Consider the following 26382-nt stretch of genomic DNA (forward strand, 5'->3'; position numbering starts at 1 on the left):
CCTCCGAGCGCTCGTTGCGCCGTCATTCGGTGAAAGGACCGACATACACATGACCAGCAAGCCCGACTACGACGCCATCGTCATCGGTGCCGGATTCTCCGGCCTGGCGATGCTCCACCACCTGCGCGAGATCGGCCTCTCGACCCTCGTCGTCGACGGCCAGGGCGGCATCGGCGGCACCTGGTGGGTCAACCGCTACCCCGGCGTCCGCACCGACAGCGAGTACAGCTACTACTCCTTCTCCTTCTCCAAGGAGGTCCGCGACGAGTGGACCTGGACCGAGCGCTATCCGGCCGGCGCGGAGGTCCTGGAGTACCTCGACTTCGTCGCCGACCGGCTCGACCTCCGCAAGGACATCCGTCTGTCCACCCGCGTGGACAAGGCCGTCTACGGCGAGGACACGAACACGTGGACCGTGCACCTCGGCGACGGCACCACCCTGACGACGACCTATCTCGTCTCCGGCATGGGTGTCCTCTCCCAGGCGATCTACCCCGCCATCGACGGCATCGACGGGTTCCGGGGCGAGAAGTACCACTCCTCGACGTGGCCGCGGGGCGGCGTGGACCTGACCGGCAAGCGGGTCGGCCTCATCGGGCTGGGAGCCTCCGGCATCCAGATGGTGCCCGAGATCGCCAAGGTCGCCGGCGACCTCCACGTCTTCCAGCGCACGCCGAACTTCGTCGTCGAGACCACCAACGAGCCGGTGACCGAGCAGGACATGCGTCACCTGCGCGACCACTACGACGAGATCTACGAGAAGGCGGCGAACCACCCCTTCGGCGTCGCGATGGAACCGGCCCGGCACAGCGCCCTGGAGGTTTCCGCGGAGGAACGCGACCGGATCTTCGAGAGCAAGTGGAACGAGGGCGGGTTCCACTTCGCCAACGAGTGCTTCACCGACCTCGCCACCAGCCACGAGGCCAGCGAACTCGCCGCGGACTTCATCCGCAGGAAGATCCACGAGATCGTCGAGGACCAGGCCGTCGCCGACCTCCTCTCGCCGACCACCTACTCGTTCAACGGCAAGCGGGTCCCGACCGGGCACCACTACTACGCGGCGTTCAACAAGCCGAACGTGCACCTCGTCGACGTCGCCTCGCAGCCGATCAGCCGCATCTCCGAGCGCGGCGTGGTCGTCGGCGACACCGAGTACGAGCTCGACGTGCTGATCTTCGCCACCGGTTTCGACGCGATGACGGGGACCCTGACCTCCATAGACATCGTGGGGCGCGGTGGCCGCACCCTGCGCGAGAAGTGGCTCGCCGACGGCCTGAAGTCGAACCTCGGCATCAGCGCCCACGGGTTCCCGAACTTCTTCATGTCCCTCGGCCCGCAGACGCCGTACTCGAACCTGCCGGTCCCGATCCAGCTCGGTGCCCAGTGGCTCCAGCGGGCCATCGCGTGGGCGCGGGAGAACGACGTCCCGTTCCTCGAGGCCACCCCCGAGTCGGAGAACTGGTGGAGGGAGGAGACCGAGCGTGCCGGCAGGGCCACCGTCATGTACTCCGAGGGCAAGAAGGCCAAGGCGTGGTTCCTGGGCGACAACCTCCCCGGCAAGCCGGAGGAGTTCCAGGTCTACATGGGCGGCGGACAGGTCTACCAGCAGTTCTGCCGTGCCGCCGAGGCGGACGGCTACCGCTCCTTCCTGGCCAACCAGCCGGCCGGTGACCGGACCTCGCACACGACGGAAGGGGAGTAGTCATGGGACGCCTGGAGAACAAGAACGCCCTGATCACCGGGGCCGCCATGGGCATGGGCCGGGCGACCGCGGAACTGTTCGCGGCCGAGGGCGCCCGCGTCGCGGTCACCGACCTGGACGAGGCCAGGGGCCGGGAGGTCGTGGCGGGGATCCGCGAGGCCGGCGGGACGGCGGAGTTCTGGAACCTGAACGTCGCCCGGGAGGCCGAGGCGAAGTCGGTGACCGACGCCGTGGTGGCGGAGTTCGGCGGGCTGGACATCCTCGTCAACTGCGCCGGCGTCATCGGTGTCGACAAGCCGACGCACGAGCTGACCGAGGCCGAGTGGGACGCCCTGTTCGCCGTCGATGTGAAGGGCGTCTTCTTCTGCACCAAACACGCCGTCCCGCACATGATGGAACGGGGCGGGGGCAGCATCGTCAACTACTCGTCCATCTACGGGCTGATCGGGAACGACGAGTTCACGGCGTACCACGTCGCCAAGGGCGCGGTCTCGATGCAGACCAAGCAGGACGCGGCCACTTACGGCAAGTACAACATCCGGGTGAACTCGGTGCACCCGAGCACGGTCCTGACCCCACTGGTCGAGGGCATCGCCGCCGATTTCCCCGGTGGCCTGCCGGCCTACGGGGTCCTCTACCTGGCCTCGGACGAAGCGGACTGGGTGACGGGCGTGAACCTGCCGATCGACGGCGGTTACACGGCACGTTGACCGGCCCCCGGGGCGGGCACACGGAGCGGCCCCGCCGATCGTCGCGGCGGGGCCGTCCGCGAGCGGACGCGGAGCGCGACCGGCACCGTACCCGCCGTCGGCGGGCCCCGCTGCTCCCGTAGAACCTCGCCCGATGCGCGGCTGCCGGGCTGCGCCCTCCGCGGGCGGGGACTTGGTGCCGTCGAACTGTCGAGGCGCTGCCCGAAGGCGGTCCTTCCGCCCTGAATTCCGGTGGCTCCCCTGGCGGGTTCGCGCACGCCGGCTGTGAGGAGCCACTCGTCCGGCGCCCCCTGCTCGGACTGGAGGGCCGGGCGGACCTGATCGGCCGCCGTGGCGGCACAGCCGGGTGCGGGCCCGGCGTCCTGCGCACACCGCGGGCCCCGGGCACGCCGGCCCGACGAGGAGGACGACGGTCGGCAAGGCCGGGGCGCCGTGCGGCGAGGTGTCCGTTCAGTTCCCGGCGGCTGCGGCGGCGGGGGTGTCGTTCAGCCCCAGGCGCAGGTGCTCGACGTGGTAGAGGGCCTGGTCGAGGAGTTCGGCGACGTGGTTGTCGTAGAGCGAGTAGACGATGGAACGTCCCTGCCGCTCGCCGGTGACCAGACCGAGGTTGCGCAGGAGCCGGAGCTGGTGGGAACAGGCGGAGGCTTCCATGCCGACGGCTTCGGCGAGCTCTCCGACCGCGCAGGGTCCTTCCTGGAGGCGGGCCAGGATGTAGAGCCGGGAAGGCGTGGCGAGGGCCTGGAGGGTGGCGGCGACGTCGGCGGTTCCGACCGCGTCGAGGCGTTCGCGGGTGCTGGCGCTGCTGGTGGTGGTGTCGCGTCCGTGGCCCATGGGCCCATCATACCGATGACATCTGAAGAGCTGTTCATGCATTCCTGTATGGTGGAAACGTAGTGCTGCTCCGCCCGCGAAGGGCAGCTTCGTGGTGCCCTCTGTTCTGGTTCAGCGGTCCGTGCCGCTCGCAGGCGTCGCGGGTGCGGCCCGGCCGTGGTGCCGCACCCGTCTGCTTGCTCTGCCGGAAGCCCGCCGGGCGCTCGCGGCGCTCGTGCGGTTCCTGCTCGCTCCGCTGGTGCGCCTGCTGGGCGGTCCGGCGTGGCTGTGGGGCATCCCGTCCGCCTTCTCCCATGTCACCGGCGGCTGGGAGCCGGGCAAGGCCGCCGCCGTGAGGGAGTGGGAGGCACCCCTCCCGGGGTTTCACATGGTGTTGATGATGAGTCCGATGTGGGTGAAGTAGTTGAGTGCGCCGAAGGCGAGGAATGCCAGTCCGCTGAGGGTCCAGCAGGTGCCTACGATCCAGGCGGTGGTGTTGCTACGGCGTCGGAGCAGGGCGGGGTAGAAGAGTGCGCCGAGGCCGACCAGTACGTAGAGGCCCGAGATGAAGCTGGCTTCGAGCTGGGGGTGGTCGGCGAATTCCCCGGAGATGGGTTCCTCGGGCGGGGCGGCGAAGAGGGTGTACTTCCAGCCGGCTGCGGCGATGGCGAGGCAGGCCAGGCCCATGGCGAAGACGAACAGGGAGACGGGGCCGCTGAGCATGGCGGTGGTCCGGGGCCGGTCGGGTGTTTCCTCCCATTGCCGGCCCCGTTTCCAGAGGTAGAACGCCGCGGCCAGCAGCAGGGTGCCGAAGGCGAGGGAGGGCTCGCCGAAGATGATGTTGTCGAAGGGGAAGCCCTGGCCGGCCAGGGGCCAGGTGAGGGTCATGTGCAGGCCGGTGGCGAAGAGGATGATCCCGAGCACGCCGAAGGCGAGTGCCCAGCTCTCGGAGACGATGCCGTGGCCGTTCAGCAGCCGGTATCCGAGGGCCACGACCAGCAGCAGCCCGGCTCCGGCGGCGACGGACATGATGGTGTTGTAGGTCGGCATCCGGGTCCAGTCGATCTTCAGACCGTCTTGGGCCGCCAGCATCAGCTCGTTCATGAGCCGAGAAAACCCCGCGCCTCGCCCCGACGGCGTCACGGCGCCGCCCGCCCGGCGAAGAACACTCCGAAGACCCGGCCGGTGTACTCCGCATGGCGGTGCGCGCGAAGCCACCGGCCACCCCCGACCCCGCACCCGCACCCGGCCCAGACCCCGTATCCGGTCCCGCGCCCAGACCCGCACTCGCAGCGCCCGCGCGCCTGGACCCGCTGCCTGGACCGGGGGCCCGTCCACACCCGGCTCCGCGTCTGGGCTCGGGCCGGGGATTCGTCCGCACCGGTCTCGTACCCGGTGCGGGTCCGGCTCCGGGGCGACGACTGGCCCCGCTAGGTGTATTGATCACGAGCGTTGTTGACACTGCTGGATCTTGAACATGGCGAAGACCTCCGGTGTGGTGGGAGCTGTCTAGGAACTCACCGCACGGAGGTCTTCGTGCCCCACCGTAATGCCCGGCTGACCGTCTTCGGTAGAAGACTGCTGGTCGAACGTGTCTGCTCAGGCCGTCCGGTCGCTCACGTGGCCGCCGAGATGGGTATCTCCCGGGCCACGGCTCACAAATGGATCCGCAGGTGGCGGGCTGAAGGCGAGGCGGGCCTGCACGACCGGTCGAGCCGGCCTCACACGACGCCGCACCGGACCGCGGCCTCGGTCGAAACCCGCGTCTGCGACCTGCGACAGAGCCGCAAGCTCGGGCCGGCCAGGATCGGCCCGATCCTGGGCCTGCCCGCCTCGACCGTCCACCGGATCCTGACCCGCCACCGGCTCAACCGCCTGGCCTGGCTCGACCGCCCCACCGGCACGCTGATCCGCCGCTACGAACGCGAGCGTCCCGGGGAACTCATCCACGTCGACGTGAAGAAACTCGGCCGGATCCCCGACGGCGGCGGTCACAAAGCGCTGGGCCGCCAGGCCGGCCGGGCCACCCGCAACAACATGGGCTTCGACTACGTCCACTCCGCCGTCGACGACCACACCCGCCTCGCCTACAGCGAGATCCACGGCGACGAGAAGACCGCGACCTGCGCGGGCTTCCTCACCCGCGCGGCCACGTTCTTCCACAGCCAGGGCATCACCCGGATCGAGCGGGTGCTGACCGACAACGCCTGGGCCTACCGCAAGGGCCTGGCCTGGAAGGCAGTCCTGGCCGAGCTCGGCGCGACCGGCAAGCTGACCCGGGCCTACCGGCCGCAGACCAACGGCAAGGTCGAACGCTTCAACCGCACCCTGCTCGACGAATGGGCCTACCTGCGGCCCTACACCTCAAACACCGAACGGACCGAAGCCCTGGCAGACTTCCTCCACACCTACAACCACCACCGCTGCCACACCGCACTGGACGGACACCCGCCCATCAGCCGTGTCAACAACGCTGCGGGTCAATACACCTAGTGACCTGAGTCAGAGATTCGGTGGCAGTAGGCGGCGACTTTGTCGAGGATTTCGTCGGCCGTTTTGGTCCAGATGAAGGGCCTGGGTTGGTCGTTCCAGTCGGCCAGCCAGGCCCGGATGTCGCGTTCGAGAGCCTGGACGGAGCGGTGTACTCCGCGCTTGAGCTTCTTCTGTGTGAGTTCGGCGAACCACCGCTCGACCAGGTTCAGCCACGACGCGCTGGTAGGTGTGAAGTGCAGGTGGAAGCGCGGGTGGGCCAGCAGCCACTTCTTGATCTCGGGCGTCTTGTGCGTCGCGTAGTTGTCGAGGATCAGGTGGACCTGAAGGCCGGCGGGGACTTCCTTGTCGAGTTTGGTGAGGAACTTCTTGAACTCGACGGACCGGTGGCGGCGGTGGAGCGAGCCGATGACTTTTCCGGTCGCCACTTCCAAGGCGGCGAACAGGGTGGTCGTGCCCGCTCGGACGTAGTCGTGGCTGCGGCGTTCAGGGACGCCGGGCATCATCGGCAGGACGGGCTGGGAGCGGTCCAGGGCCTGGATCTGGGACTTCTCGTCCACGCAGAGGACCAGGGCCTTCTCCGGCGGGTCGAGGTAGAGGCCGACGACGTCGCGGACCTTGTCGACGAACAGCGGGTCGGTGGACAGCTTGAAGGTCTGTGAGCGGTGCGGGGCCAGGGCGAACGCCCGCCAGATCCGCGAGATCGTCGACTGCGACATCCCGGTGGCGGCCGCCATCGATCTGGTCGACCAATGGGTGGCGTTCTTCGGCTTCTCCTCAAGCGTCTTGACGATGACCCGCTCGGCGTCCGCGTCAGTGATCTTGCGCGGGACGCCCGGACGCGGGTCGTCACACAGGCCGTCCAGGCCTCGTTCGAGGAAGCGGCGCCGCCAGGTGCGGACCGTGTCCGGACTGACCCTCAGCCGGCGGGACACCTCCATGATCGAGTACCCCTCGGCGCACTCCAGCACGATCCGCGACCGCAAGGCCAGAGCCTGGGCCGTCGTGCGACGACGGACCCAGCCCTCCAGCGCGGCTCGTTGGGCATCAGTCACCGACAGCGGCGGAATCTTCGGACCCGGACGACTCATACCGAACCAACGACGAATCTCCGACTCAGGTCACTAGGAGCTGTCCGGCCGATCATGTGACGGTCGCCTGATCGGATCGTTGCCCTGTGTGTGGGGCAGGGTGAGCGAGGCGGTCTTTCGGATGCCGAGTGGGAGCGGCTGCGGCCGTTCCTGCCGGTGAGCAACGGGCGGTGTGGGCGGTGGCGTGATCACCGGCAGGTGATCAACGGGATTCTGTACCGGGTACGGACCGGGGTGCACTGGCGTGATTTGCCGGAGTGGTTCGGTCCGTGGAAGACGGTCTACGAGCGCCATCGGCTCTGGTCCGCTGACGGAACCTGGGAACGGCTGCTGCAGCAGGTTCAAGCCGCGGTCGACGCGGCAGGGGAGATCGACTGGGACATCTCGGTGGACTCCACCATCGTCCGAGCGCATCAGCATGCGGCTGGTGCCCGCACCGACCCGCCGCCGGCCCTCGCCGCCTCAAAGGGGGGCGAGGGGCTGGAACATCAGGACGAAATTCCGTGGCAGAGCCTGTCGGCCGGCTGGCGGAGGTGGCGCGGGAGGCGAAGGCCTGGGTCGTTCGCGCGGCGGTTTCACCGGCAAGGCCCATCTGAGCGCGGACAGCCGCTGCCGTCCGTTTTCCCTGATCGTCACGCCGGGGCAGCGGGCCGACTGCACACAGTTCATCCCGGTGCTGGGGAAGATCCGGGTCCCGCGGCTCGGACCGGGCAGGCCCCGCAAGAAACCCGACAGCGTCGCGGCCGACAAGGCCTACAGCAACAGTCCCTGTCGTGAGTACCTGCGGCGGTGCGGCGTCCGGCACGCCATCCCGGAGAAGACCGACAGCCGGGCCGCCCGCCTCGCAAAGGATCACGAGGCGGACTGCCCCAGGCTTCGACGAAGAGCGGTACAAGAAGCGCAACACCGTCGAGCGGGCCATCAACAGGCTGAAGATTTCCCGTGCCGTCGCGACCCGGTATGACAAGCGCGGCTATGTCTTCCTCGGCACGGTCACCGTGGCAGCGGTGATCATCTGGCTACGGGTTTGATGCCGTCACAGCATGAAAGGCCGGTGCTCCAGAGCCTGTTCGACCACTTCAGCGGCTGTGGGCTCCGGCCCACTCGGCCAGAAGATCAAGTCGCCGATACGGCCACTTGGACAGCCGAGGAGCCTGCCCAACGCCTCCAGCGCGTCGGCGGCCTCGGCATCGTCGGCGTAGTCCGCGTCCATGATCTTCTGCACCATTGCCACGGCAGCCTCACGAGCCATCACCACTGCAGCAACCCCTTCCAGGCGACTGGGAGATTAGCAAGTCTCATGATCGGCCGGACAGTTCCTAGGCACCGCCGGGCCTCGCCAGGCACCGGGAGGCACCGCCAGGCCTCGCCAGGCACCGGGAGGCACCGTGAGGCCTCGCCAGGTACTGGGAGGTACTGGGGGGCGCCGTCGGGCGCTGGGGTGTCACCTGTTCGTGTTGACTGCCTCTGCTTTCCGGGAATGTGAAGGGGCCCCGGAAATCAAGGGGGGAAACCTTTGTGCGTCGAATGGGTCGTTCCGAGGGCGTATTGCCGGTCGGCCGGCGGTATTCCTACGCTGCTCCCGGTTGGCTTCATGTGGTCGACCACGGAAAACGAAACGGAGAAAAGCATGGTCCGATTCAGGGGTTTCTCCACGCGTCTGCGGGCCGCCGCGGCCGTTCTGGCGTTCACTGCCGCCACCGCCACCATGACTGCGCATCCGGTGGCGGCTGACTCCGGGCAGTGTCCGTCCGGGTCCTTCTGTGTCTGGGAGCAGTCCAGTTACCGGGGTGACTTCCGGCACTACACCTCGTCGAATCCCAACGTCGGTGACTACATGAACGACCGCATGACCTCGTACTGGAACCGTACCGGCAAAACGGTCAGCGTGTACGAGCACTCCAACTACGTCGGCTGCATGTTCACCATCGCGGCGGGCAAGTCCGAAGCGGCCGTGGCCTCGCACTTCAACGACAAGATGACCTCCCTGCGTATCGGCAGCGGCTGCTGACCGAACCGCGAAGAAACCCGCCCGCAAAACCGGAACCGGAACCGGAACCGGTTCCGAAGCCGAAGCCGGGACCGGGACCGGGACCGGCCGGGGCCTGAAGACCGCCGCGGGCCCCGGCCGCCCCCGTCTCCTGGTCCAAGGCGCCGCCGAACACCGCTGCTGCGCGCCACCGAGCCCCACCGAACGCCACCGGGCGCCGCCGCCGGCCGCTGTCGAGCGTCGCCGGGTGCCGCCGCGCCCCTCCGGGCGTCGCCGCGCCCCTCCGGGCACCGCCGAACGCCGCCGGGCGCTGTCGAGCGTCGCCGAGCCCCGCCGAACATCGCTGCTGCGTGCCGCTGCACACCGTCGCCGGCCGCTGTCGAACGCCACCGAGCCCTACCGAGCCCCGCCGGGCGTCGCCGCGCCCGCCGCGCCCCGCTGCTGCGCGCCGCTGTACACCGCCACCGGCCGCTGTCGAGCGTCGCCGGCTGCCGCCGGGCCCCACGGAACGCCGCCGAGCCCACCGAGCGTCGCCGGGCGCTGTCGAGCGTCGCCGGGCCCCACCGAGCCCCACCGAGCCCCACCGAGCCCCGCCGGGTGCCGCCGCGCCCCGCCGGGCGCCGCCGGGCCCCACCGAACGCCGCCGGGCGCTGTCGAGCGTCGCCGAGCCCACCGAGCCCCACCGGGCGTCGCCGCGCCCCACCGGGCCCCGCCGAGCCCCGCTGCGGCGCGCCGCTGTACACCGCCACCGGCCGCTGTCGAGCGTCGCCGGCTGCCGCCGGGCCCCACGGAACGCCGCCGAGCCCACCGAGCCCGCCGGGCGTCGCCGCGCCCCGCCGGGCGTCGCCGCGCCCCGCCGGGCGCCGCGGGGCGTTGCCGGGCCCCGCCGAACATGGCTGCGGCGCGCCGCTGTACACCGTCGCCGGGCGCCGCCGAGCCCACCGAGCGTCGCCGGGTGCCGCCGGGTGCCGCCGGGTGCTGCCGAGCGTCGCCGGGTGCTGCCGGGCGTCGCCGGGTGTCGCCGGGTGCTGTTGGGTGCTGTTGTGTGGGGAGTTGCGCACCGTCGTCGTGTGCGGTTGTGGGGGGAGGGGGGTCAGTTGATGAGTGTCTCGGCGGCTGCTCGGCCGGTCCGGGCGGCTTCGGTGTCTCCTGTCAGGGATGCTGTGACGATGGCCCCCTCGGCCAGGAGGCACACCGGGCCGGCTGGGGCGTCGGTGACGGCGCCGACCCAGCGGGTGATCAGGTGGTGGAAGGCCCTTTTGTGTGAGCGTACTTCGGCGAGGACCGCGGGGGAGGCGGTACCCAGTTCGCCGTAGGCGTTGATCCAGGCGCAGCCGCGGAAACCGGGCTGCGCGAACCACCGTTCCAGCCAGTCGAAGAGGGCCAGGACCCGTTCGCGGGGGTCCTCGTGCCGTTCCACGAACTCCACGAGGCTCGCCAGCCACCGGTGGTCGCGGTGCCGCAGCACCGCGACCACCAGGTCCTCCTTCGACGCGAAGAGCGCGTAGATCCGCTTCAGCGGCACGCCCGAGGCCGCGCGGACGGCGTCCATGCCGACCGCCTGGATGCCCCGCTCGTAGAAGAGCGCCTCGGCGGCCTGAAGGAGTGCTTCACGGTCACGGGAGATCCGCTCTTCGCTGATCGGGGCCGGCACGCGGGGGTCTCCTTGACGTTGAGAACGATCGTTGCCTACGGTAGTCGACACCATTCGAGAACGACCGTTCTCCTGGAGGGGGAAGGGTGCCCGTGAGCGAGCCGCGACCGCCGTTTCCACCGTTCACCGAAGAGAGCGCACGCCGCAAGGTGCAAGCGGCCGAGGACGCGTGGAACACCCGGGACCCCCACCGTGTGGCCTGCGCCTACACACCCGATTCGGTCTGGCGTAACCGGGACCTGTTCGTGACGGGCCGTGAGGAGATCGTCCGCTTCCTGACCGCCAAGTGGGAACGGGAACTCGACTACGCCCTGCGCAAGAGCCTGTGGTCCTTCGACGGAAACCGTATCGCGGTCCGTTTCCAGTACGAGTGGCACGACGCGGCCGGCCAGTGGTGGCGCAGCTACGGCAACGAACTCTGGCAGTTCGACGCGCACGGGCTGATGGAACGCCGCGAGGCCAGCATCAACGACGTCCCGATCGCCGAGAGCGACCGCAGGATCCTCGGTCCCCGCCCCGAAGCCGACCACGGCAGCGACATCCCCCTGCGCTGACCGCCGGGGCAGCCCCCACGCGCCGGGGGAGTGGGTGCCGCGCGCTCACGGCCACAGCCGGTGGTGCTGCCACTTTCCGCTCGTGGTGTCGGGGCGTTCGTAGCGCAGCCGGTCGTGCAGGCGTCCCCGGTCCGCCTGCCAGAACTCGGCCTGGAGCGGGGCGAGGGTGTAGAGCGTCCAGGCGGGGCTGATCAGGGCGGGGTCCGCATCGAGGCGGGCCACCGCCTCCCGCAGGGCCCGCTCGCGGTCGCGTACATCCGTCAGAGGGTCGCTCTGGCGGCCCAGCAGCGCCTCGGCCCGCGCCGTCGGTGACCGGGCCAGCAGGTCGGCGGCGCTCGGCTCGGCCCCGGCGGCCTCCACGGTGCCGCGCAGGCGTACCTGGCGTCCCTGGAGGGGCCAGTAGAAGGTGAGGGCGGCGCGGGGGCGTGCGGCGAGCTGGCGGCCCTTGGGGCTGTGGGCGTGGGCGGCGAACTGCCAGCCGTCGCCGTCGACGTTCTTGAGCAGGAGGACCCGTGCGTCGGGACAGCCGTCCTCGCCCACGGTCGACAAGGTCATCGCGTGCGCGTCGGGCACTCCCGCCGCGACCGCCTCCCGCAGCCAGTGCAGGAACAGGTCGACGGGGTCGTCCGGAACACGGGCGGGGTCGAAGTCGGCCAGCGGCCCCGCGAACACCTCCAGCCCCCGCAGCCACCGCCGCACGTCCTCGGTCCGGTCCGTGCCGCTCCCGCTGTCCAACACGCCTGTCCTCCCGCCCCTCTTTTTTGTTGCTCCCCGGCCGGCCGTGGCGCCCTCGACCCTACCGGCACCGTCCGGACGGCACCGGCGATCCCCGCATCAACGGGAGTACGTCCCCGGCGTGTTCCCGAACGCGCGGCGGAAGCCGCCCAGGTACCGGCGGACGACCACCCGCACCGGCTCGCCCCCGGGGCGCCGGGTCCTCCCGGCCGGCAGCACCAGCACCCGGTACGGGCACGGTCACCGTCCCGGCCCGGCTCCTGCGTACCGCCCCGCGTACCGCCCCGCGTACCGCCCCGGGCCGTACCGCCCCGGGGCAGGCCCCGCTCCGGGCAGGCCCCGCCCCGCTCCGGCGGCCCCGCTCCGGAGACGGCCGGCACCGGCACCGCCCGGCCCCCCGCCGAAGAGACCCCGGCCCGCCGAAGAGACTGCCGCCCGGCCCGCTGGAGAGAGAGCGCGGCTCGGCCTCGGCTGGAGAGACCGCCGCCCGTCCTCGGCTGGAGAGAGCGCGGCTCGCCCCGGCCGAAGAGAGCGCGGCTCGGCCCCGGCCGAAGAGAGTGCGGCCCGGTCCGGCCTGGCGGGAAAAGACCGCCTGCCTCTGGCCGAGGAGCCGGCCTGTCCGGCTCTGGCTGTTGGGACCGCCTGCCCGCCTCTGGCCGGCGAAGACCGCCGCCGGCCCGGTTCGGCCTCCTCGCGACGGTCCCGGACAGCGGGAGCGCCCACCCCTGTACGTGTGGGGGTGCGGACGACGAACGTGTGACGCGAGACGGTACCGTGCACGCGGAAAGCCTCTTCCTTCCCTAACGCACCACACCCGGGACACGCCTCATCGCCCCGGGCCGGAGGGGGATTTCACGGTCCACACGAGACCGAACGCACGCCACCCGGCAAATCCGACGGGACGGGCACGACGGGTCCCCGGCGCGGCGGGCGCGGGGACGAGACGAAAGAGGCGGGGGAACGAAGTGAGCACGCGGAAGAGAACCATGGCCGCGCTGACCGTGGTGGTCAGCCTCGGGCTCGGCCTCACGGCCTGCGGGGCGGACACGGCGCAGCCCCCGGCGGCCGACGAGAAGCCGGGCACCGGGACCACCGCGGCCCCGCCGTCGAAGCAGGCGTGGCAGGCGCCGCAGTCCTGCACCGGCCTGACGCTCGAACCCGGCGCCACCCTCGACGGCACACCGCTTGGACAGTGTGTCTCCGAAGCGCTGTCCAGCCACGGCTCCGGAAAGATGCACATCACCGCCGACACCTACGGCGACGTCGAGTTCACCTACGACCCCGCGTACAACTTCCAGGGCGAACTGACCGGCCCCGACGGCCCGGTCACGATGGTGTTCCTCGACGGAACCATGTGGATCGACCAGGGCGACGGCCCCGTCAAGGGCGACGAGGACTCCGACGACCCCCAGGAACAACTCGTCGCGGCGACCGGCGAACTCTACCGAGTCTTCTCCGACGTCACCTACACCGCCGAAATGGTGCGGTCACAGCCGGTGTGGAAGGTGGACGACGCGAAGGACACCATCGAACTGCCCAACGGTGAAACCGCCGAGCCCTACCGGATCACCAGCGACGGCGCCTTCACCTGGAACGGCTTCCCGGTGAAGGACTTCGTCCTCTGGTTCGCCGAGGACTGGACCCCCGTCGGCGACCAGGCGACCGTCGAGGTCGCAGGCGCCCAGGCAACCCACACCCAGCACTTCTACGACCTCGGCGAACCCGTCCACATCACCCCCCTCACCTGACCCCGGGCCCCTCCCGCCCGGCTCCGCCACCGAAAACCCCTGCGGAGCCGGGCCCACCCACACCCGGTCCCGGGAACACAACGGTCATCAACCCACCCCGCGCACACCGTTGACGACCTCGGCAGCCCCGGCCGGTCACCGCGCGACCATCACCGGCCCGCCCCTCGCCCACCCGCCGCCCGCAGACGCCCCGCCGGCCGCACGAGACGCGGCCCGCCTCCGCCCGCAGACGCCCCGCCGGCCACCGGAGAACGGCGAACCACCACCACGCCACGCCACGACCACCACCATTGCGCCGCGCCACGACCACGACGACCACCACGCCGCGCGACGCCACGCCGCGCCACGACCACCACGCCGCGCCACGACGGCCACCGCGCGACCCCGATCACCATGCCGTCGAAAGAACGGCCATCGCGCTCGTCATGCCCCGGCCTTCGTCATGCCCTGGCCTTGTCTTGTCCCGGCCTTGGTGTTGCCTGGCTCCGTCATGAGCCGGCGTCAGGAGAATCCCGCTGCCAGAGCATCTCCAGCCCCAGCACGATCGCGCACAGCACCGCCACGGACCCGGGCCCGGCCACGAGTGCCACATGGATCGGACTGTGCTCGTCCGGCAGGAAGAGGTCCACCCAGCCCAGTGTCAACGCCAGAGCAGCGGCGATCCCTCCGAGCCGGGAAGCCCATTCGAAGAGGTGAGCGTGCCATGGTTGGGATTGGGCCGATTCCCTCGACCGCACATCGATGCTGAAGAAAATCAGCAGAACCGCGAGGAAAGAGATCAGGCTGACCATGTCGGCCGACGGCATCTGACGCACACCGCGACCCTAGCCGATCCCTCTTCGCCCCACGTCGCGCACAACGCCTGACCAGGACCGCGACCCGGCGGCCCGGAACACCCCTTCCCGCCCCCGGCAGCCCCACAGCTTCGCGCCCCGGGCGGTCGGTTCCGTCGAACGCCTGGGGCCCGGTGCCGGGTGCCCCGGCCGGGAGCGGGAGCTGGGCGCTGCGATGGCCACCGCACGCACCCTCCGTTCCGGATGGGGAGCAGCACACGGATCCCCGCAGTGGTGGTCGAAGAGCATCCGCCGCCCGTGCCGGCCGGGTGCGATCATCCCCGGCCCGCGTCCCCGGCGGGGACGGTCGCCGTGATCGTTCGCGCCCCGCCGGCACGGGCGGTGGCCGACGCGACGAGCCCGGCGCGGGGAACCGCGGGTGAAGGGGAACCGGGCGACCTTGGCATACGTCCGCCTGGTCGCACCACGGATGGCCGCGCCCACCGCGCACGCCGCCGCCGGGTTCGTCGTCATCACGGTGGGCGCGGGTCGTCGTCGCGGCCGGCCCGGGTGAGCCCAGCCCCCGGCCGGCCCGGTTCAGGGGCCGGGCGCAGCGCCGATCAAGGCAACGGGCTCGTGCACCGAGTGTGCCCGGCAAAACAGAACACCGGTACGGAGCCGGACCACCCCGGCCCCCACACCCCACCCCCCGCCTGCGCACACGGCACTGACGCCCCGTAAGAAACGTGAAGCGTCGTGCGGGCGGGGACACCGGGACGGTAGGTGCCCCATTTCCGGGTTCCGCCGGCCTGACGCCATTGCCCGCGCCCCGCCGGAGCCACACCAGAGGCGGAGCGGCTGCCGCACCAGAGGCCGGGCGGCTGCCGCACCAGAGTCGGGGCGGCTGCCGCACCAGAGTCGGGGCGGCTGCCGGGCCAGAGGCGGGGCGGTTGCCGGTTTCTGGTTCGGCGGGCGGGGCGGGGCGGTTGCCGGGCCGGGGGCGGGGGCCGGTCAGCCCGGGATGCCGTCGCCGGGGGAGTGTGGCCGCAGGTGAGGGTCGGTGACTCCGCCGGGGCAGGCCAGCGCCTCGATGTCCCAGCCGGCCCGCCGGGCACCGGCCCGGTAGGCGCTCTCGTAGAAGGCGAGCACGGCCGCGCGCCGGTCGTTCTCGGCGCGGACGTCGTCGTAGCGCAGTACGGCCAGGTGGCCGCTGTCACGGGAGAGCCAGTGGGCGGAGGCGGGTTCGAGTGGTTCACCGGCCAGACCGGCGGGCTCCGGAGCCGTATACGAATAGAACGCGGGTTCGGGGAAGGTGTCGTCGCCGAACCAGAAACCGGAACTGATCACTTCCCGGGAGTACGCCTCCCGGGTGACCGCGTCCGCCTGCTCGGGCTGCGGGACGTGACGCTCGGAGAACCGGGTGTGCGCGAGGTCGAACGTGTGCCAGAAGTGGTGCACCGGGCTGACCTTCCCGGAGTACCCCGCCGCGAACTCCTCCAGCACCGACGCCACCTGGCTCAGCACCCTCCAGTAACGGTTGGCGTGCGCGGGCTCGTAGACGGCGTGTTCCGTGTCCTCGGGGAAGGGCCGCCCAGCGTCGGGCAGGTCGAACGGCCTGGGCACCGCGGGCCGTGCCCGGACACCCAGCGAGGACAACGCGTCCTCGACCGCCGCGTAGAACGACGCCACGGACCGCCCGGCCAGCGGGAAGGAGACCTCCCGCCCGTCCAGCACCGACACGGCCAGCCGGTGCGCGACGAAATCGAAGTCGATGGTGAACATCGGATCGCCGCCCACCTGCCCCATGGGAGAGGTCGTGATGCCACGCCCCGTGAGCCGGAACGGCACGTTCCACCAGTGGTTGCGCTGGACGCTCGCGGCGAGACGGATCTTGCCGACGACCTGCGCGAAACGGTGCAGGGTTTCCTTGGTGTCACGCCACTCGGCGAGCGGGATCGGCGGAAACAGTTCCATGATCCTCCCTTCCCTCCCGTCCCCCCGCTGATGACGGCCCGGACGAGGGCCCTTGCGGCACCATGATGGCCACTGCCGCCGACGGCGGCACGCCGCCGCGGGCAAAGAGCCCCGCCACGGCACCACACCCCCTCAAGGGGCGTCCCCGTCCACCGGAAAGCCACGCCCCTCGCGCCGTCCCGGCCCGGCGCACCCCACCGGCGTCCCCCCCCACCGGCGTCCCCCACCGGTGTCCCCCCACCGGTGTCCCCCCACCGGTGTCCCCCCACCGGTGTCCCCCCTCCACCGGTGTCCCCCCACGCCGGGGACGGTCACCGGCCGCCGACCACGCGACCGCCGCGCTCCACGGCCGGCTCAGGACCCCAGGCCACACCTTGGTCCGTGCGGGCCCCCGATCGTGCCCGTTCTCGGCCCCGGCGCCATCCGCCCCGGCGGGCACCTACGACGACTGGCCGGCCCGGGCGAACACACCGTCCGCCCACGGCTCCGCCCGCGAGCCACCGGCCGCTGCCCCGCGCCACCCCCGGGGTACGGCCTGCCGGGGTCAGGGCGCCGACGCCGGGGCCACCGTGCCCTTTTCGAAGCGGGTGACCGGGGCCTGGGCGAGGGCCTCGTCCTCGCGGCGGCCCGACCACACGAGGAACCCGGTGCCGTCACCGGGGCGAGCGGCACAGGGACGCCCCCGGCATCCGGCCCGTCCCGTCGTGGAACACGACGGTCGTGGACGGCCCCACGCCACAGGCCCGCACCCCCGGACTGCGCCGCCCCGGCCCCGCCCCCACCCGGGCGGACCGGGCCCCGCCCCCCGGCCCGTCGCCGGCGCCGGATGCCCGGCGGGGGAGGCGCCCTTGACGGCCCGCTCACCCGCCCGCGCCGCCGGGCGGATCACGGGTGGACCGCTCCCGCCTTCTGACGGGCACCAGTGTCGTGAGGGCAGCGGCGGTCGCGGGCAGGACGGGTCAGTACCGCCCGGAGAGCAGGGCTCCCGCCCCCGGCACGTGGGTCTTCAGCCCGAGCTGCTTCAGCATCTGGTAGGTGGTGCAGACCGCCGCGGAGACCACCGGCTTGCCGATGGCGTCCTCCACCTCCTGGACCGCCGCCAGTGACGGCATCTGCACACAGGCCGACAGGACGACGGCGTCGGCCTCGCCGTGGTCCAGATCCTTGACGATGTCGACCAGCGCACGCGGGTCGCGTGAGCCGACCTCCAGGTTGTCCGGGATCTCCAGCGCGATGTAGTCGGTGACCTGGACGCCCTCGTGCTCGATGTAGTCCACCACGGACTCGGTGAGCGGGCGCAGGTAGGGCGCGATGAGGGCGGTCTTCCGCGCCCCCAGCACCTTGAGCCCCTCGACGAGCGCGCCGGCGCTGGTGACCACGGGGGTTTCCGCGCCGGCCTCGGCGGCCCTGGCCTGCAGCCGCTTCTGCGCGTCGCGGTGGTAGCCCCGGCCGCGGCTCATGATGGCGACGAGGCAGGCATACCCCATGACGTCGACGCGCGCGTCGGTCAGCTCGACCGCGCACCGCTCGGAGTCGTCGTCCATCGCCTCCAGCTGCTCCTTCGTCACCTCCGTCATCCGCATCCGGCTGGAGTGGAAGGTGAAGCGCTCCGGCTCGATCGCCTCCCGGGCCCGGAACATCGCCGGGATCTCGGTCTCCATGGTGACGTTCGAGCTCGGCACGATCTGGCCGATGCGGTACGGGCGTGCGGTCATGGCAGCAGCTCCTCGCGGACGGGGCGGACGGGGTGGCCGGCGGTCACGGGTGGGCGACGACGGGGTTGGACAGCCGGCCGATCCGCTCGATAGCGAGCTCGACCACGTCACCGGGCCGCAGGAACTGCGGCGGGTTCTGCGCCGCGCCGACGCCTTCGGGGGAGCCGGTGGCGATGACGTCGCCCGGCTCCAGGGTCATGCCGGAGGTGATGTCGGCGATGAGCTCGGCGATCGGGAAGAGCATGTTGCGGGTGTTGCCCTTCTGCTTGGTCTCGCCGTTGACCCGCAGCGACAGGTCGAGTGCCTGGGGGTCCCCGATCTCGTCCGCGGTGACGATCCACGGGCCGAACGGCGCGTAGGAGTCCTGGCCCTTGGAGAAGAACCACTGCCCCGCCCGGCGCTGGTCGCGGGCGCTGATGTCGTTGGTGATCGCGTAGCCGAACACGTGGTCCAGCGCGTCCTGGCGGCTCACCCCGCGTGCCTTCTTGCCGATGACGACCGCCAGTTCGCACTCCCAGTCGAGCTGGGAGGTGAGCGCGGCGTTGTGCAGGACCGGCTCGTCCGGTCCGATGACGGCGGTGGCCGGCTTGGAGAAGAGCACCGGCCGCGCCGGCAGCTCCTTGTCGGTGTCCAGGGACCGGCTGGACTCCTCGACGTGCTCGACGTAGTTCAGACCGACGCCGATGATCTTGCCGGGGCGCAGCGGGGCGCGCAGGGTGACCGCCTCCAGGGCGTGGGCGGTGCCCTGCGGCCAGTCGTCCTGGTGGGCCTCGGCCAGGCGGCGGGCCGTGCTCAGGTACGCCTCGTCCGCGACGTAGGCGAGGGCGTCGGCGGGCAGCGACGTCCCGGCGGCGGCGGCGAGCGCGGGAAGGTCGACCACCTGGCCGTCGACGAGGAGGCCGGCGCGGGGCGCGGCGTCGGCGGGCTGGAAGGTCAGCAGTCGCATGTCAGTGCTCCGGAACGGGTGGGCGGCCGCGCCGCGCGGGGGGCGCGGCCGCGAGGAAATGGGGAACGGGAGGGGGTGAGGTGTGGTCAGGCGCCGCCGAGGACCGGCTGGTGGCCGCCGTCCTCGGTGTAGGCCGCCTCGGCCCACAGGTCCAGCGAGTGGATCATCGGGAAGTCGTTGAACGAGAACAGGCAGGCGTCCTCGCTCTGGTCGTCGTTCGCATGCTCGTGCCAGGCCCAGGAGGGCACGACGAAGATGTCGTTCTCCTGCCAGTCGAACCGCCGGCCCGCGATGACCGAGTGGCCGCGGCCCTTGGCCACGTGGTAGACGACCGATCCGGTGTGCCGGTGCGCCTGGGTGGCCTGGCCGGGCTGCAGCAGCTGCATGTGGGCGCCCATCGTCGGCATGACCGAGCCGCCGGTGACGGGGTTGACGTACTCCATGATCACGCCGTCGTAGGGGGTGCCGTCGCTGACCTTGGCCTGGTTCAGCAGCGCCTCGTAGGTCTTCTCCCACGGGTAGGCCAGCAGCGGGGAGTAGCGCTTGCTCCAGCCGCGGCCGTCCGGCTTGAGGATGCCGGAGCCGTGCGCGAGCAGCGAGGTGTTGACCACCTTGCCGGGCACCTGGTGCAGGTCGGGGTGCACCTCGTAGAAGTTCGCGTCGAGGGCGTTGACCAGCGGGATGTCCAGGCCGTCCTGCCAGATGACCGGGGTGCTGTCGGAGTCGTTGCCGTGTTCGTGCCAGGTGCCCCTGGGGGTGATGGCGAAGTCGCGCGCGCCGACCTTGAGCCGGTCGCCGTCGACGATCGTCCAGGCGCCCTCGCCCTCGATGACGAATCGCAGGGCCGCGGCGGCGTGCCGGTGGGCGGTCATCGCCTCGCCCGGATTCATGATCTGCAGGCCGGTGTACAGCAGGCCCACGGCGGCACTGAGCTCCTTGCGGCCCTGGTTGACCAGCATGACCACGCGGCGGCCCGCGTCGTCGCCGCTGACCAGCGAGGCGGATTCCAGCACCAGCGGGCGCAGCTCGCGGTAGCGCCAGTGCGTCGGCACCGAGCGGGGCTGCGGGTACCACGGCTCGATGTCGTTGGCGACGGTCCACAGCGCGCCCGCGTCCAGTGTGCCCAGCCGCTCGTAGTACTCCTTGAGCTTCGCGGTGTCGTCGACGCGTGAGCGGCCGATGATGTCTTCCTTCACCTGTCCTCCTTGGACTCGTGGGCGAACTCGTTGGTGTCCGCGGCGGCCGGTGCGGGGCGCGCGGTCAGGGGGTGCGTGCCGCCCTGCGCGGTGGTGTCGTGCAGGTCGAGCGGCGTGTGCCGCCGGGTGTCGACCCGCAGTTCGAAGATGTCGAAGCGGTTGTAATGGCCGACGATGTCGTGCATCTGCTTGGGCTGGATGCAGCGCGCCAGGTCCACCTCGGCGTAGACGATGCCCTCGTCGTCGACGAGTGGCTCGGTGAGCAGCCGGCCGTCCGGGCCGAAGATGCCGGAGAAGGCGCTGTGCGGACGGCTGAGCATGGTGCGGGCCGCCTGGTCCTCGCCGGCGACCGCGTCGATGATCTCCGCCGAGACCGTGGAGCACGACACGATGCTGAAGACCTTGCCCTCGAAGGAGTGCGCGGCAGCCCGGACCTTGATCGCCTCGACCATGTCGTAGTCCTCGGGCGCGACCGGCAGGGCGATGTAGTTGGCGACGTGCACCAGCTCGCCCTGCGCGAGCAGGGTGAACCGGGCGAGGGTGTTGGTGTTCTCGCCGCAGGCGAGCGCGCCGAGCGGGCCCACCGCGGTGTCGTACACGCGCAGCGAACTGCCGTCGCCGGGAGCCCAGGTGAGCTTCTCGGCCCAGGTGGGGACCAGTTTGCGGTGCACGCCGAGCAGCACGCCCTGGTCGTCGATGACCAGCACGGTGTTGTAGAGGACGCCGACGCCGCGCGGTCCGCGCTCGTTGATGCCGATGACCACGTGGCAGCCGTGCTCGCGGGCGGCGGCACGGATGGCGGCCACGTGCGGGCCGTCCACCTCCACCGAGGCCCGGTACAGCCGCTCGAACCACGGGCTGCCCTGGACCGGCGTCATCGTCCAGTTCCAGTACGGGTATCCGGGGACGAAGACCTCGGGGAAGGCGACCAGCTTCGCGCCGTTGCCGGCGGCTTCGGCGATCAGCGAGCGGACCTTGGCGACGGTCGCGTCCGGGTCCAGGAACACCGGGGCGGCCTGGACCGCGGCGGCGAGGAACGCCGGGTACTGCTTGATCCCGGGGGAGTCGGGCATCGTCCAGGTCATGCCAGTGCCGCCTTCGAGTTTCCGGCGACCCATCCGCCGCGCACGGTCGGGTCGATCTTCGCGTCGATCACCATCGGTCCCTGCGGGGTGGCCAGCCAGGGCCGCAGCGCCTCCAGGTCCTCCAGGGTCCGCACGGTCACGCCCTGCGCGCCGACGGAGCGGGCCATGCCCGCGAAGTCGCGGTCGGGGAACCGCACCAGGTCCACCTCCAGCCCGATGGGTTCGAACCGGTGCACCTCGGCGCCGTAGGCCGAGTCGTTGTAGACGGCGAGCAGCAGCGGGATGTGGTGACGCACCGCCGTCTCCAGCTCCTGGGGGCTGAGCATCATGCCGCCGTCGCCGATGGCGAGCACGCTGAGCCGGTCGGGCCGGGCGACGCCCGCACCGATGGCGCCGGCGAGGCCGAGCCCGACACACTGGAACGACTGCGGGTAGACGAAGCCGCTCGCGTCGGGGGAGTCGAGGTACTTGGCGGGCCAGCCCATGAAGTGGCCGGAGTCGACGGTGACCGTGCGCTCGGCCGGGAGCAGGGCGTTGAGCGCCAGGGTGAACATCCGGGGATCCAGGCCCTGGGCGCCGTCCACGGGTGTGAACTCGTCGGCCGGGTCGTGGGCGGCGAGGCGCTTGGCCAGTGCCTCGCTGCGCCACCCCTCCTGGCGCCACCCCCGCTGCTCCAGCTCGCCGCGCAGTGCGACGGCGGCGGCCTTGGCGTCGGCCTGGACGGCCACCGTGACGTGCCGGTGGGCGCCGATCGCGGCCGCGTCGACGTCGACCTGGACCACCGGGACATGGGAGCCGATCATCCGGCCGTTGCCGGTGGTCCAGGCGTTCAGGCCGGCACCGAACGCGAGCACCAGGTCGCTCTCGGACAGCAGTTCGGCGGTCAGCGGCGAGGCGAAGCTGCCCGCGATGCCGAGGTCGTACGGGTCGCCCGCGAAGAATCCCTTGGCCGGGGCCGAGACCGCGAGGACCGCGCCCGTCTGCTCGGCGAGCGCGATCAGCGCGTCGCGGGCGCCGGCCCGCACGGCGCCCCGCCCGGCCACGATCACCGGGCGTTCGGCTCCGGTGACCAGGCCGGCCGCGGCGGTGACCGATGCCGGGGCCGGCCACGGTGCCGCCGGCAGGACGGCCGCGGCCGGGCTGGTGGAGCCCTCCGGGACGGCTGCGTGCACCAGGTCCAGCGGCACCATCAGCACGATCGGGCGGCGCTCGATGGCGGCCCGGCGCAGTGAGCGGCTGAGGTCCTCGACGGCGGTGCGGGCGGCGCGGACGCGGTCCACGCCGGCGCCGAGCGCGCCGACGACGCCGGCCTGGTCGATGTTGAGGTTGCCGTGCAGCGAGGTCCGGGGGCTGTCGATGGCGATGACCACGAGCGGCGTGCCGCTCTTGACCGCCTCGGTGAGCGCGGTGAGCCCGTTGGTCAGGCCCGGGCCCTGGGAGAGCATCACCAGGCCGGTCTGGCTGCTGACGCGGGCCCACGCGTCGCCCATGCCGACGGCGCCGGCTTCGTGGTTGGTCCCGTAGTAGCTGACGCCGGCCGCCCGCGCCGCATGGACGAGCTCGTAATTCCCGCTGCCCGGGAGACCGAACATCACCGGCACGCGCAGCTCGTGCAGCGCCTGCCCCATCGCCTGGAGAACGAGTGTCACGAGGCCACCGCCACGGAACTCGACGCGCCGTCGGCGCCGCCCGGCCCGTCGCCCGGGAGGGCGTTGACGATGAGCCGGGCGACCTGCGCGCGCAGGTGGGCGAAGCGCGGCAGCTCACGTGTGGCCACCTGGTCCCTGGGGGAGGGCAGGTCGATCTCGACGACCTCCCGCACGACGGTGGGGCGCTGGGAGAGCACCACGACCCGGTCCGCGAGGTAGACGGCCTCGTCGATGTCGTGGGTGACCAGGACGACGGTGACGCCGAAGTCGGTGCGGACCCGCAGGATCAGGTCCTCCAGCTCGGCCCGGGTCTGGGCGTCGACCGAGGCGAACGGCTCGTCCATCAGCAGGACCTTGGGCTGGTAGGCGAGCGCGCGGGCGATCGCGACGCGCTGCTGCATGCCGCCGGAGAGCTGCCACGGGTACACCCGCGTGAAGTCGGCCAGGCCGACCGCGGCCAGCGACTCCTCGGCCAGCCGGCGGCGCTCGTCCTTTCTCACCCTCTTGGCCTGCAGCGGGAGCATGACGTTGTCGATCACTGTCATCCAGGGCAGCAGCGAGCGGGTGTACTCCTGGAAGACCAGGGCGAGCGTCTCCGGCGGGCCGTCGACGACGGCGCCGTCCAGGACCGCCTGGCCGCCGCTGGGCGGCATCAGGCCGGACAGGCACTTCAGCAGGGTCGTCTTACCGCACCCCGACGGTCCGACGATGCAGACGAACTCGTGCGGGTCCACGGTGAAGGTGAGGTCGGCGACGGCACGGACGTCGCCGTAATTCTTGGACAGGCCGGTGACCTCGAGCATGTGCTCCTCCGATCGGGCGGGTCGCGAGGGTCAGCGTGACGGCGTCGTGGCGCCGGACGCGGAGGGCTTCTTCGGCGCGGCGGGCGCGGCCGGCTCGCCGAGGGCGGTGGCCCGCCAGCCGGCGTGCCAGGCCAGGAGCCGGCGCTCGGCGAGGACGAAGAGAAGGTTGGTGACGTAGCCGATGAGGCCGAGCAGGATGATGCCCGCCCACATCTCGGGAATGGCGAAGGTCTGCTGGGACAGCAGGACGAAATAGCCCAGGCCGTTGGTCGAGCCCGCCATCTCCGAGACGACCATGAGGATCATGCCGATGGACAGCGAGACCCGGGCGCCGACGAAGATCTGCGGAGCGGCGGCGGGCAGCACCACCTGCCGGATGCGCTGGGAGGAGGAGAGGCCGTAGACGCGGGACATCTGCAGCAGCAGCGGGTCCACGCCGCGGACGCCGTCGATGGTGTTGAGCAGGATCGGCCACAGGGTGCCGAAGGCGATGATGAAGATCTTCATTCCGTCGCCCACACCGAACGCCACGATGGCGATGGGCAGCAGGGCCGGCTTCGGCAGCGAGCGGAAGAAGTCGAGCAGCGGGTCCAGCGCCCGGCGCAGCGCCGGGGTCAGGCCCAGGACGGTGCCGAGGGCGACGCCCAGGACGATGGCGATGAGGAACCCCGCGCCGAACCGGGCCAGGCTCGGCAGCGCGTCGCTGCCGAACCGGGCGAAGAGCCAGGTGTCCTTGAACGACGTCAGGATCGTCTGCAGCGAGGGGAAGTAGACGGAGGTGGAGGAGGCCGAGGCGAGCCACCAGGTGACCAGGATGGTCACGGGCAGCCACGCCTCGACGAGCAGGCCTGTCAGTCGGCGCTTCACCGGACGGCCTCCTGCCGCTGCGAGGGGTGCCAGTGCAGGACGCGCCGTTCCAGCGCCCGGAAGACGACGGTGCTCAGCCAGCCGAGCACGCCGGCGACCAGGATCAGCGCGTACATCTGCGGGATCTCGTTCGCGTAGCGGACCTGGTTGATCCGGTAGCCCAGCCCCGAGGAGCCGACGATGAGCTCGGTGGCGATGGTCACCACCAGGGCGACGGTGGTGGCGAGCCGCAGGCCGGTGGCGATGTAGGGGGCAGCGCCCGGCAGTACGACGTGGCGGTACTGTGACAGGCGGTTCAGCCCGTAGGCCCGTGCGGTGTCCCGCGCGACGGGGTCGACGTCCTGCGCGCCGTAGACGGTCTGGAAAAGCACCGGCCACAGCGCCGAGAAGGCCACCAGCCAGATCTTCATCTCGCTGCCGGTGCCCAGGAGCAGAACGGCGAGCGGGAGGACCGCGACCGGGGGGATGGGGCGCAGGAAGTCGATGACCAGGCGGGTGCTGCGGAACAGGAACCGCGTGGACGCGAGGACCAGGCCCAGCGGGACGGCGAGGAGCGCGGCGATGGCGAAGCCCAGCAGCCAGCTCTGCACGGTCTCCCCGATGCTCGCCCAGAACCCGCCCTCGGCGAGCTGGCCGGCCAGGGCGGCAACGACCGCCGTGACCGTCGGGAACTGGTTCCCGACCGCGCCGCTGCGGATGATCAGTTCGACGGCCAGCAGGACTGCGGCCAGCGTGCCCAGCGGGAGCGGCCAGGGCCGCGCCGCGCGTTTCGCACCGCGGCGGGCCACCGCGGACCGGCGGACGGGCGGCGCCCCAGAACGCTGGGCGAGGGGTTGCGCGGTGCGCGGCAAAGCCATCTCGCTCCTCCTGAGAATTTCAGTAGACTCATCACCGTGGTGATGTGTTGCACATGCTTGCCCGAGGCTTCGCGCCCTGTCAAGGGCCTACAATTCATGGCGGTCGGCGGAAGAGGTGGCGGAGCGAAATGTCCAGCAGTGGCAACGAGTTGAGGGAGCTGGGCAAGGCGTCGGACGAAGCGGCGGCGGCACTCCCCACGCAGGGATGGCTCGAACCGCCGCAGCCGCAGGACCTCGTGCTCACCCTGCTCGCGGACAACGTGCGCAACCGCCTGGAGAGCGTCTGGTCGGGCGGGCTGGTTCAGCTGATCGGCGAGTTCGGGTTCTCCACGGGGGCCTCTCGGGTGGCCCTGGCCCGCCTGGTCCGCCGTGATCTCATCTCGCGGGTCAAGGAGGGCCGGCTGGTCTCCTACCGGCTCACCGACCGCGCCGAGCGGCTGCTGGCCGAGGGCGACCGCAGGATCTTCCACCTCGGCGGCGACCGGGGCCGGGGCGACGTGTTCACCGTCCTGTGGCACACCCTGCCCGAGAAACGCCGCCTGGAGCGGGGGCAGCTCGCCCGCCGGCTGCGGTTCCTGGGGTTCGGCTCGGTCCAGGACGGCAACTGGATCTCGGTCGGCGACCACGAGGAGGAGGTGGTCCGGCTCGTCACCGAACTCGGCGTGGGGGAGTTCTGCAGCCTGGTGACGGGGCGGCTGTCCACGGCCTTCAGCCTGCGCCCGATCGTGGAGCGCGCGTGGGACCTGCCCGCGCTGAACGACCGCTACGACGCGTTCGTGCGCGAGTTCGGTGCCGCGCAGGAGGCGGCCGGCCAGGGCGACGCCACGGCCTTCCGGGTCCGGACGCAGCTGATGCACAACTTCCGCCAGTTTCCCGCCCTGGACCCCGGGCTGCCGCCCCCGCTGATGCCGGAGCACCCCGCGCGCGCCGCCGCGATCAGCCTCCTGGACCGGGCCTACGCCACGCTCCGGGAGCCCGCCCAGCGGCACTTCGACGCGGTCGTCGGCGCCGGCGGGGGCTGACCGCCGGCCGC

General features: G+C 71.6%; 24 protein-coding genes and 1 pseudogene. 9 read left to right on the plus strand and 16 right to left on the minus strand.

Annotated elements, in window-relative coordinates:
- Positions 1–49 precede the first annotated feature (49 nt).
- A complete protein-coding gene (locus VM636_RS29850; protein ID WP_338486233.1) occupies positions 50–1702 on the plus strand; it encodes an NAD(P)/FAD-dependent oxidoreductase in 1653 nt (550 codons plus the stop codon).
- A 2-nt stretch (positions 1703–1704) separates the two neighbouring features.
- Positions 1705–2412, plus strand: coding sequence for an SDR family oxidoreductase (locus VM636_RS29855; protein ID WP_338486235.1), 708 nt, complete (start codon positions 1705–1707; stop codon positions 2410–2412).
- Between the two features lie 450 nt (positions 2413–2862).
- Here the strand turns inward: VM636_RS29855 and VM636_RS29860 are convergent, their stop codons facing one another.
- Entirely contained in the window at positions 2863–3243 is a 381-nt protein-coding gene (locus tag VM636_RS29860) for a metalloregulator ArsR/SmtB family transcription factor (protein ID WP_030419789.1), read from the minus strand.
- A 121-nt stretch (positions 3244–3364) separates the two neighbouring features.
- Between VM636_RS29860 and VM636_RS29865 the strand changes: the two genes are divergently transcribed.
- Positions 3365–3646: a hypothetical protein gene (locus VM636_RS29865; protein WP_338486238.1), complete on the plus strand. Its 282-nt coding sequence runs from the start codon at positions 3365–3367 to the stop codon at positions 3644–3646.
- Here VM636_RS29865 and VM636_RS29870 read toward each other — a convergent pair.
- Positions 3607–4326, minus strand: coding sequence for a DUF981 domain-containing protein (locus VM636_RS29870; RefSeq protein WP_053912703.1), 720 nt, complete (start codon positions 4324–4326; stop codon positions 3607–3609). The genes VM636_RS29865 and VM636_RS29870 overlap by 40 nt on opposite strands.
- 432 nt (positions 4327–4758) lie before the next feature.
- Between VM636_RS29870 and VM636_RS29875 the strand changes: the two genes are divergently transcribed.
- Complete coding sequence (locus VM636_RS29875) at positions 4759–5715, plus strand: IS481 family transposase (RefSeq protein ID WP_338482875.1); 957 nt, start codon at positions 4759–4761, stop codon at positions 5713–5715.
- Here the strand turns inward: VM636_RS29875 and VM636_RS29880 are convergent.
- Entirely contained in the window at positions 5712–6803 is a 1092-nt protein-coding gene (locus VM636_RS29880) for an IS630 family transposase (protein ID WP_053914774.1), read from the minus strand. The genes VM636_RS29875 and VM636_RS29880 overlap by 4 nt on opposite strands.
- Before the next feature lie 90 nt (positions 6804–6893).
- Here VM636_RS29880 and VM636_RS29885 point away from each other — a divergent pair.
- Positions 6894–7834 (plus strand): annotated as a pseudogene (locus VM636_RS29885) (IS5 family transposase).
- Between the two features lie 5 nt (positions 7835–7839).
- Here the strand turns inward: VM636_RS29885 and VM636_RS29890 are convergent.
- Positions 7840–8031: an e9imm peptide gene (locus tag VM636_RS29890; protein WP_338482874.1), complete on the minus strand. Its 192-nt coding sequence runs from the start codon at positions 8029–8031 to the stop codon at positions 7840–7842.
- Positions 8032–8433: 402 nt separating this feature from the next.
- Between VM636_RS29890 and VM636_RS29895 the strand changes: the two genes are divergently transcribed.
- Complete coding sequence (locus VM636_RS29895) at positions 8434–8814, plus strand: peptidase inhibitor family I36 protein (protein ID WP_030423421.1); 381 nt, start codon at positions 8434–8436, stop codon at positions 8812–8814.
- Positions 8815–9886: 1072 nt separating this feature from the next.
- Here the strand turns inward: VM636_RS29895 and VM636_RS29900 are convergent.
- The gene (locus tag VM636_RS29900; protein WP_030423420.1) at positions 9887–10447 is read right to left on the minus strand and encodes a TetR/AcrR family transcriptional regulator; all 561 of its coding nucleotides are present in this window, start codon (positions 10445–10447) and stop codon (positions 9887–9889) included.
- A gap of 92 nt (positions 10448–10539) precedes the next feature.
- On the opposite strand from VM636_RS29900, the gene VM636_RS29905 reads away from it, so the two are divergent.
- Positions 10540–11001 carry a nuclear transport factor 2 family protein gene (locus VM636_RS29905; protein ID WP_030423419.1) on the plus strand — a complete coding sequence of 154 codons (462 nt, stop codon included), beginning with the start codon at positions 10540–10542 and terminating at the stop codon, positions 10999–11001.
- Positions 11002–11046: 45 nt separating this feature from the next.
- On the opposite strand, the gene VM636_RS29910 is transcribed toward VM636_RS29905, so the two are convergent.
- The gene (locus VM636_RS29910) at positions 11047–11739 is read right to left on the minus strand and encodes a pyridoxal 5'-phosphate synthase (protein WP_234312872.1); all 693 of its coding nucleotides are present in this window, start codon (positions 11737–11739) and stop codon (positions 11047–11049) included.
- Between the two features lie 983 nt (positions 11740–12722).
- On the opposite strand from VM636_RS29910, the gene VM636_RS29915 reads away from it, so the two are divergent.
- The gene (locus VM636_RS29915) at positions 12723–13484 is read left to right on the plus strand and encodes a hypothetical protein (protein WP_053914775.1); all 762 of its coding nucleotides are present in this window, start codon (positions 12723–12725) and stop codon (positions 13482–13484) included.
- A gap of 488 nt (positions 13485–13972) precedes the next feature.
- Here the strand turns inward: VM636_RS29915 and VM636_RS29920 are convergent, their stop codons facing one another.
- From VM636_RS29920 to VM636_RS29965, 10 genes are all read right to left on the minus strand, one after another.
- Positions 13973–14290 carry a hypothetical protein gene (locus VM636_RS29920; RefSeq protein WP_234312752.1) on the minus strand — a complete coding sequence of 106 codons (318 nt, stop codon included), beginning with the start codon at positions 14288–14290 and terminating at the stop codon, positions 13973–13975.
- A gap of 978 nt (positions 14291–15268) precedes the next feature.
- A complete protein-coding gene (locus VM636_RS29925; RefSeq protein ID WP_030422215.1) occupies positions 15269–16231 on the minus strand; it encodes a DUF5996 family protein in 963 nt (320 codons plus the stop codon).
- Between the two features lie 959 nt (positions 16232–17190).
- Positions 17191–17946, minus strand: a complete 756-nt coding sequence (locus tag VM636_RS29930; RefSeq protein WP_053914776.1) for an Asp/Glu racemase — start codon at positions 17944–17946, stop codon at positions 17191–17193.
- Between the two features lie 43 nt (positions 17947–17989).
- Positions 17990–18892: a fumarylacetoacetate hydrolase family protein gene (locus VM636_RS29935; protein ID WP_030422217.1), complete on the minus strand. Its 903-nt coding sequence runs from the start codon at positions 18890–18892 to the stop codon at positions 17990–17992.
- Positions 18893–18978: 86 nt separating this feature from the next.
- Positions 18979–20088, minus strand: coding sequence for a cupin domain-containing protein (locus VM636_RS29940; protein WP_053914777.1), 1110 nt, complete (start codon positions 20086–20088; stop codon positions 18979–18981).
- Positions 20085–21173, minus strand: coding sequence for a carbon-nitrogen hydrolase family protein (locus VM636_RS29945; RefSeq protein ID WP_199825526.1), 1089 nt, complete (start codon positions 21171–21173; stop codon positions 20085–20087). The genes VM636_RS29940 and VM636_RS29945 overlap by 4 nt, the downstream gene beginning before the upstream one ends.
- Positions 21170–22822 carry a thiamine pyrophosphate-binding protein gene (locus VM636_RS29950; RefSeq protein ID WP_199809437.1) on the minus strand — a complete coding sequence of 551 codons (1653 nt, stop codon included), beginning with the start codon at positions 22820–22822 and terminating at the stop codon, positions 21170–21172. Before VM636_RS29950 ends, VM636_RS29945 begins: the two co-directional genes overlap by 4 nt.
- Complete coding sequence (locus tag VM636_RS29955; protein ID WP_051821496.1) at positions 22819–23625, minus strand: ABC transporter ATP-binding protein; 807 nt, start codon at positions 23623–23625, stop codon at positions 22819–22821. The genes VM636_RS29950 and VM636_RS29955 overlap by 4 nt, the downstream gene beginning before the upstream one ends.
- A gap of 30 nt (positions 23626–23655) precedes the next feature.
- Entirely contained in the window at positions 23656–24492 is an 837-nt protein-coding gene (locus VM636_RS29960) for an ABC transporter permease (protein WP_234312747.1), read from the minus strand.
- Positions 24489–25349: an ABC transporter permease gene (locus VM636_RS29965; RefSeq protein ID WP_030422223.1), complete on the minus strand. Its 861-nt coding sequence runs from the start codon at positions 25347–25349 to the stop codon at positions 24489–24491. Before VM636_RS29965 ends, VM636_RS29960 begins: the two co-directional genes overlap by 4 nt.
- Positions 25350–25477: 128 nt before the next feature.
- Between VM636_RS29965 and VM636_RS29970 the strand changes: the two genes are divergently transcribed.
- Positions 25478–26371: a PaaX family transcriptional regulator C-terminal domain-containing protein gene (locus VM636_RS29970; RefSeq protein ID WP_030422224.1), complete on the plus strand. Its 894-nt coding sequence runs from the start codon at positions 25478–25480 to the stop codon at positions 26369–26371.
- Positions 26372–26382: the final 11 nt, after the last annotated feature.

Source organism: Streptomyces sp. SCSIO 75703 (genome assembly GCF_036607905.1).
Classification (GTDB): domain Bacteria; phylum Actinomycetota; class Actinomycetes; order Streptomycetales; family Streptomycetaceae; genus Streptomyces.

Excerpts from the sequence above, each read along its gene's own strand:
- VM636_RS29850 (WP_338486233.1), top strand. The coding sequence starts at position 50 with ATGACCAGCAAGCCCGACTACGACGCCATCGTCATCGGTGCCGGATTC.
- VM636_RS29855 (WP_338486235.1), top strand. The coding sequence starts at position 1,705 with ATGGGACGCCTGGAGAACAAGAACGCCCTGATCACCGGGGCCGCCATG.
- VM636_RS29860 (WP_030419789.1), bottom strand. The coding sequence starts at position 3,243 with ATGGGCCACGGACGCGACACCACCACCAGCAGCGCCAGCACCCGCGAA.
- VM636_RS29870 (WP_053912703.1), bottom strand. The coding sequence starts at position 4,326 with ATGAACGAGCTGATGCTGGCGGCCCAAGACGGTCTGAAGATCGACTGG.
- VM636_RS29880 (WP_053914774.1), bottom strand. The coding sequence starts at position 6,803 with ATGAGTCGTCCGGGTCCGAAGATTCCGCCGCTGTCGGTGACTGATGCC.
- VM636_RS29890 (WP_338482874.1), bottom strand. The coding sequence starts at position 8,031 with ATGGTGCAGAAGATCATGGACGCGGACTACGCCGACGATGCCGAGGCC.
- VM636_RS29895 (WP_030423421.1), top strand. The coding sequence starts at position 8,434 with ATGGTCCGATTCAGGGGTTTCTCCACGCGTCTGCGGGCCGCCGCGGCC.
- VM636_RS29915 (WP_053914775.1), top strand. The coding sequence starts at position 12,723 with ATGGCCGCGCTGACCGTGGTGGTCAGCCTCGGGCTCGGCCTCACGGCC.
- VM636_RS29920 (WP_234312752.1), bottom strand. The coding sequence starts at position 14,290 with ATGCCGTCGGCCGACATGGTCAGCCTGATCTCTTTCCTCGCGGTTCTG.
- VM636_RS29925 (WP_030422215.1), bottom strand. The coding sequence starts at position 16,231 with ATGGAACTGTTTCCGCCGATCCCGCTCGCCGAGTGGCGTGACACCAAG.
- VM636_RS29930 (WP_053914776.1), bottom strand. The coding sequence starts at position 17,946 with ATGACCGCACGCCCGTACCGCATCGGCCAGATCGTGCCGAGCTCGAAC.
- VM636_RS29935 (WP_030422217.1), bottom strand. The coding sequence starts at position 18,892 with ATGCGACTGCTGACCTTCCAGCCCGCCGACGCCGCGCCCCGCGCCGGC.
- VM636_RS29945 (WP_199825526.1), bottom strand. The coding sequence starts at position 21,173 with ATGACCTGGACGATGCCCGACTCCCCCGGGATCAAGCAGTACCCGGCG.
- VM636_RS29955 (WP_051821496.1), bottom strand. The coding sequence starts at position 23,625 with ATGCTCGAGGTCACCGGCCTGTCCAAGAATTACGGCGACGTCCGTGCC.
- VM636_RS29965 (WP_030422223.1), bottom strand. The coding sequence starts at position 25,349 with ATGGCTTTGCCGCGCACCGCGCAACCCCTCGCCCAGCGTTCTGGGGCG.
- VM636_RS29970 (WP_030422224.1), top strand. The coding sequence starts at position 25,478 with ATGTCCAGCAGTGGCAACGAGTTGAGGGAGCTGGGCAAGGCGTCGGAC.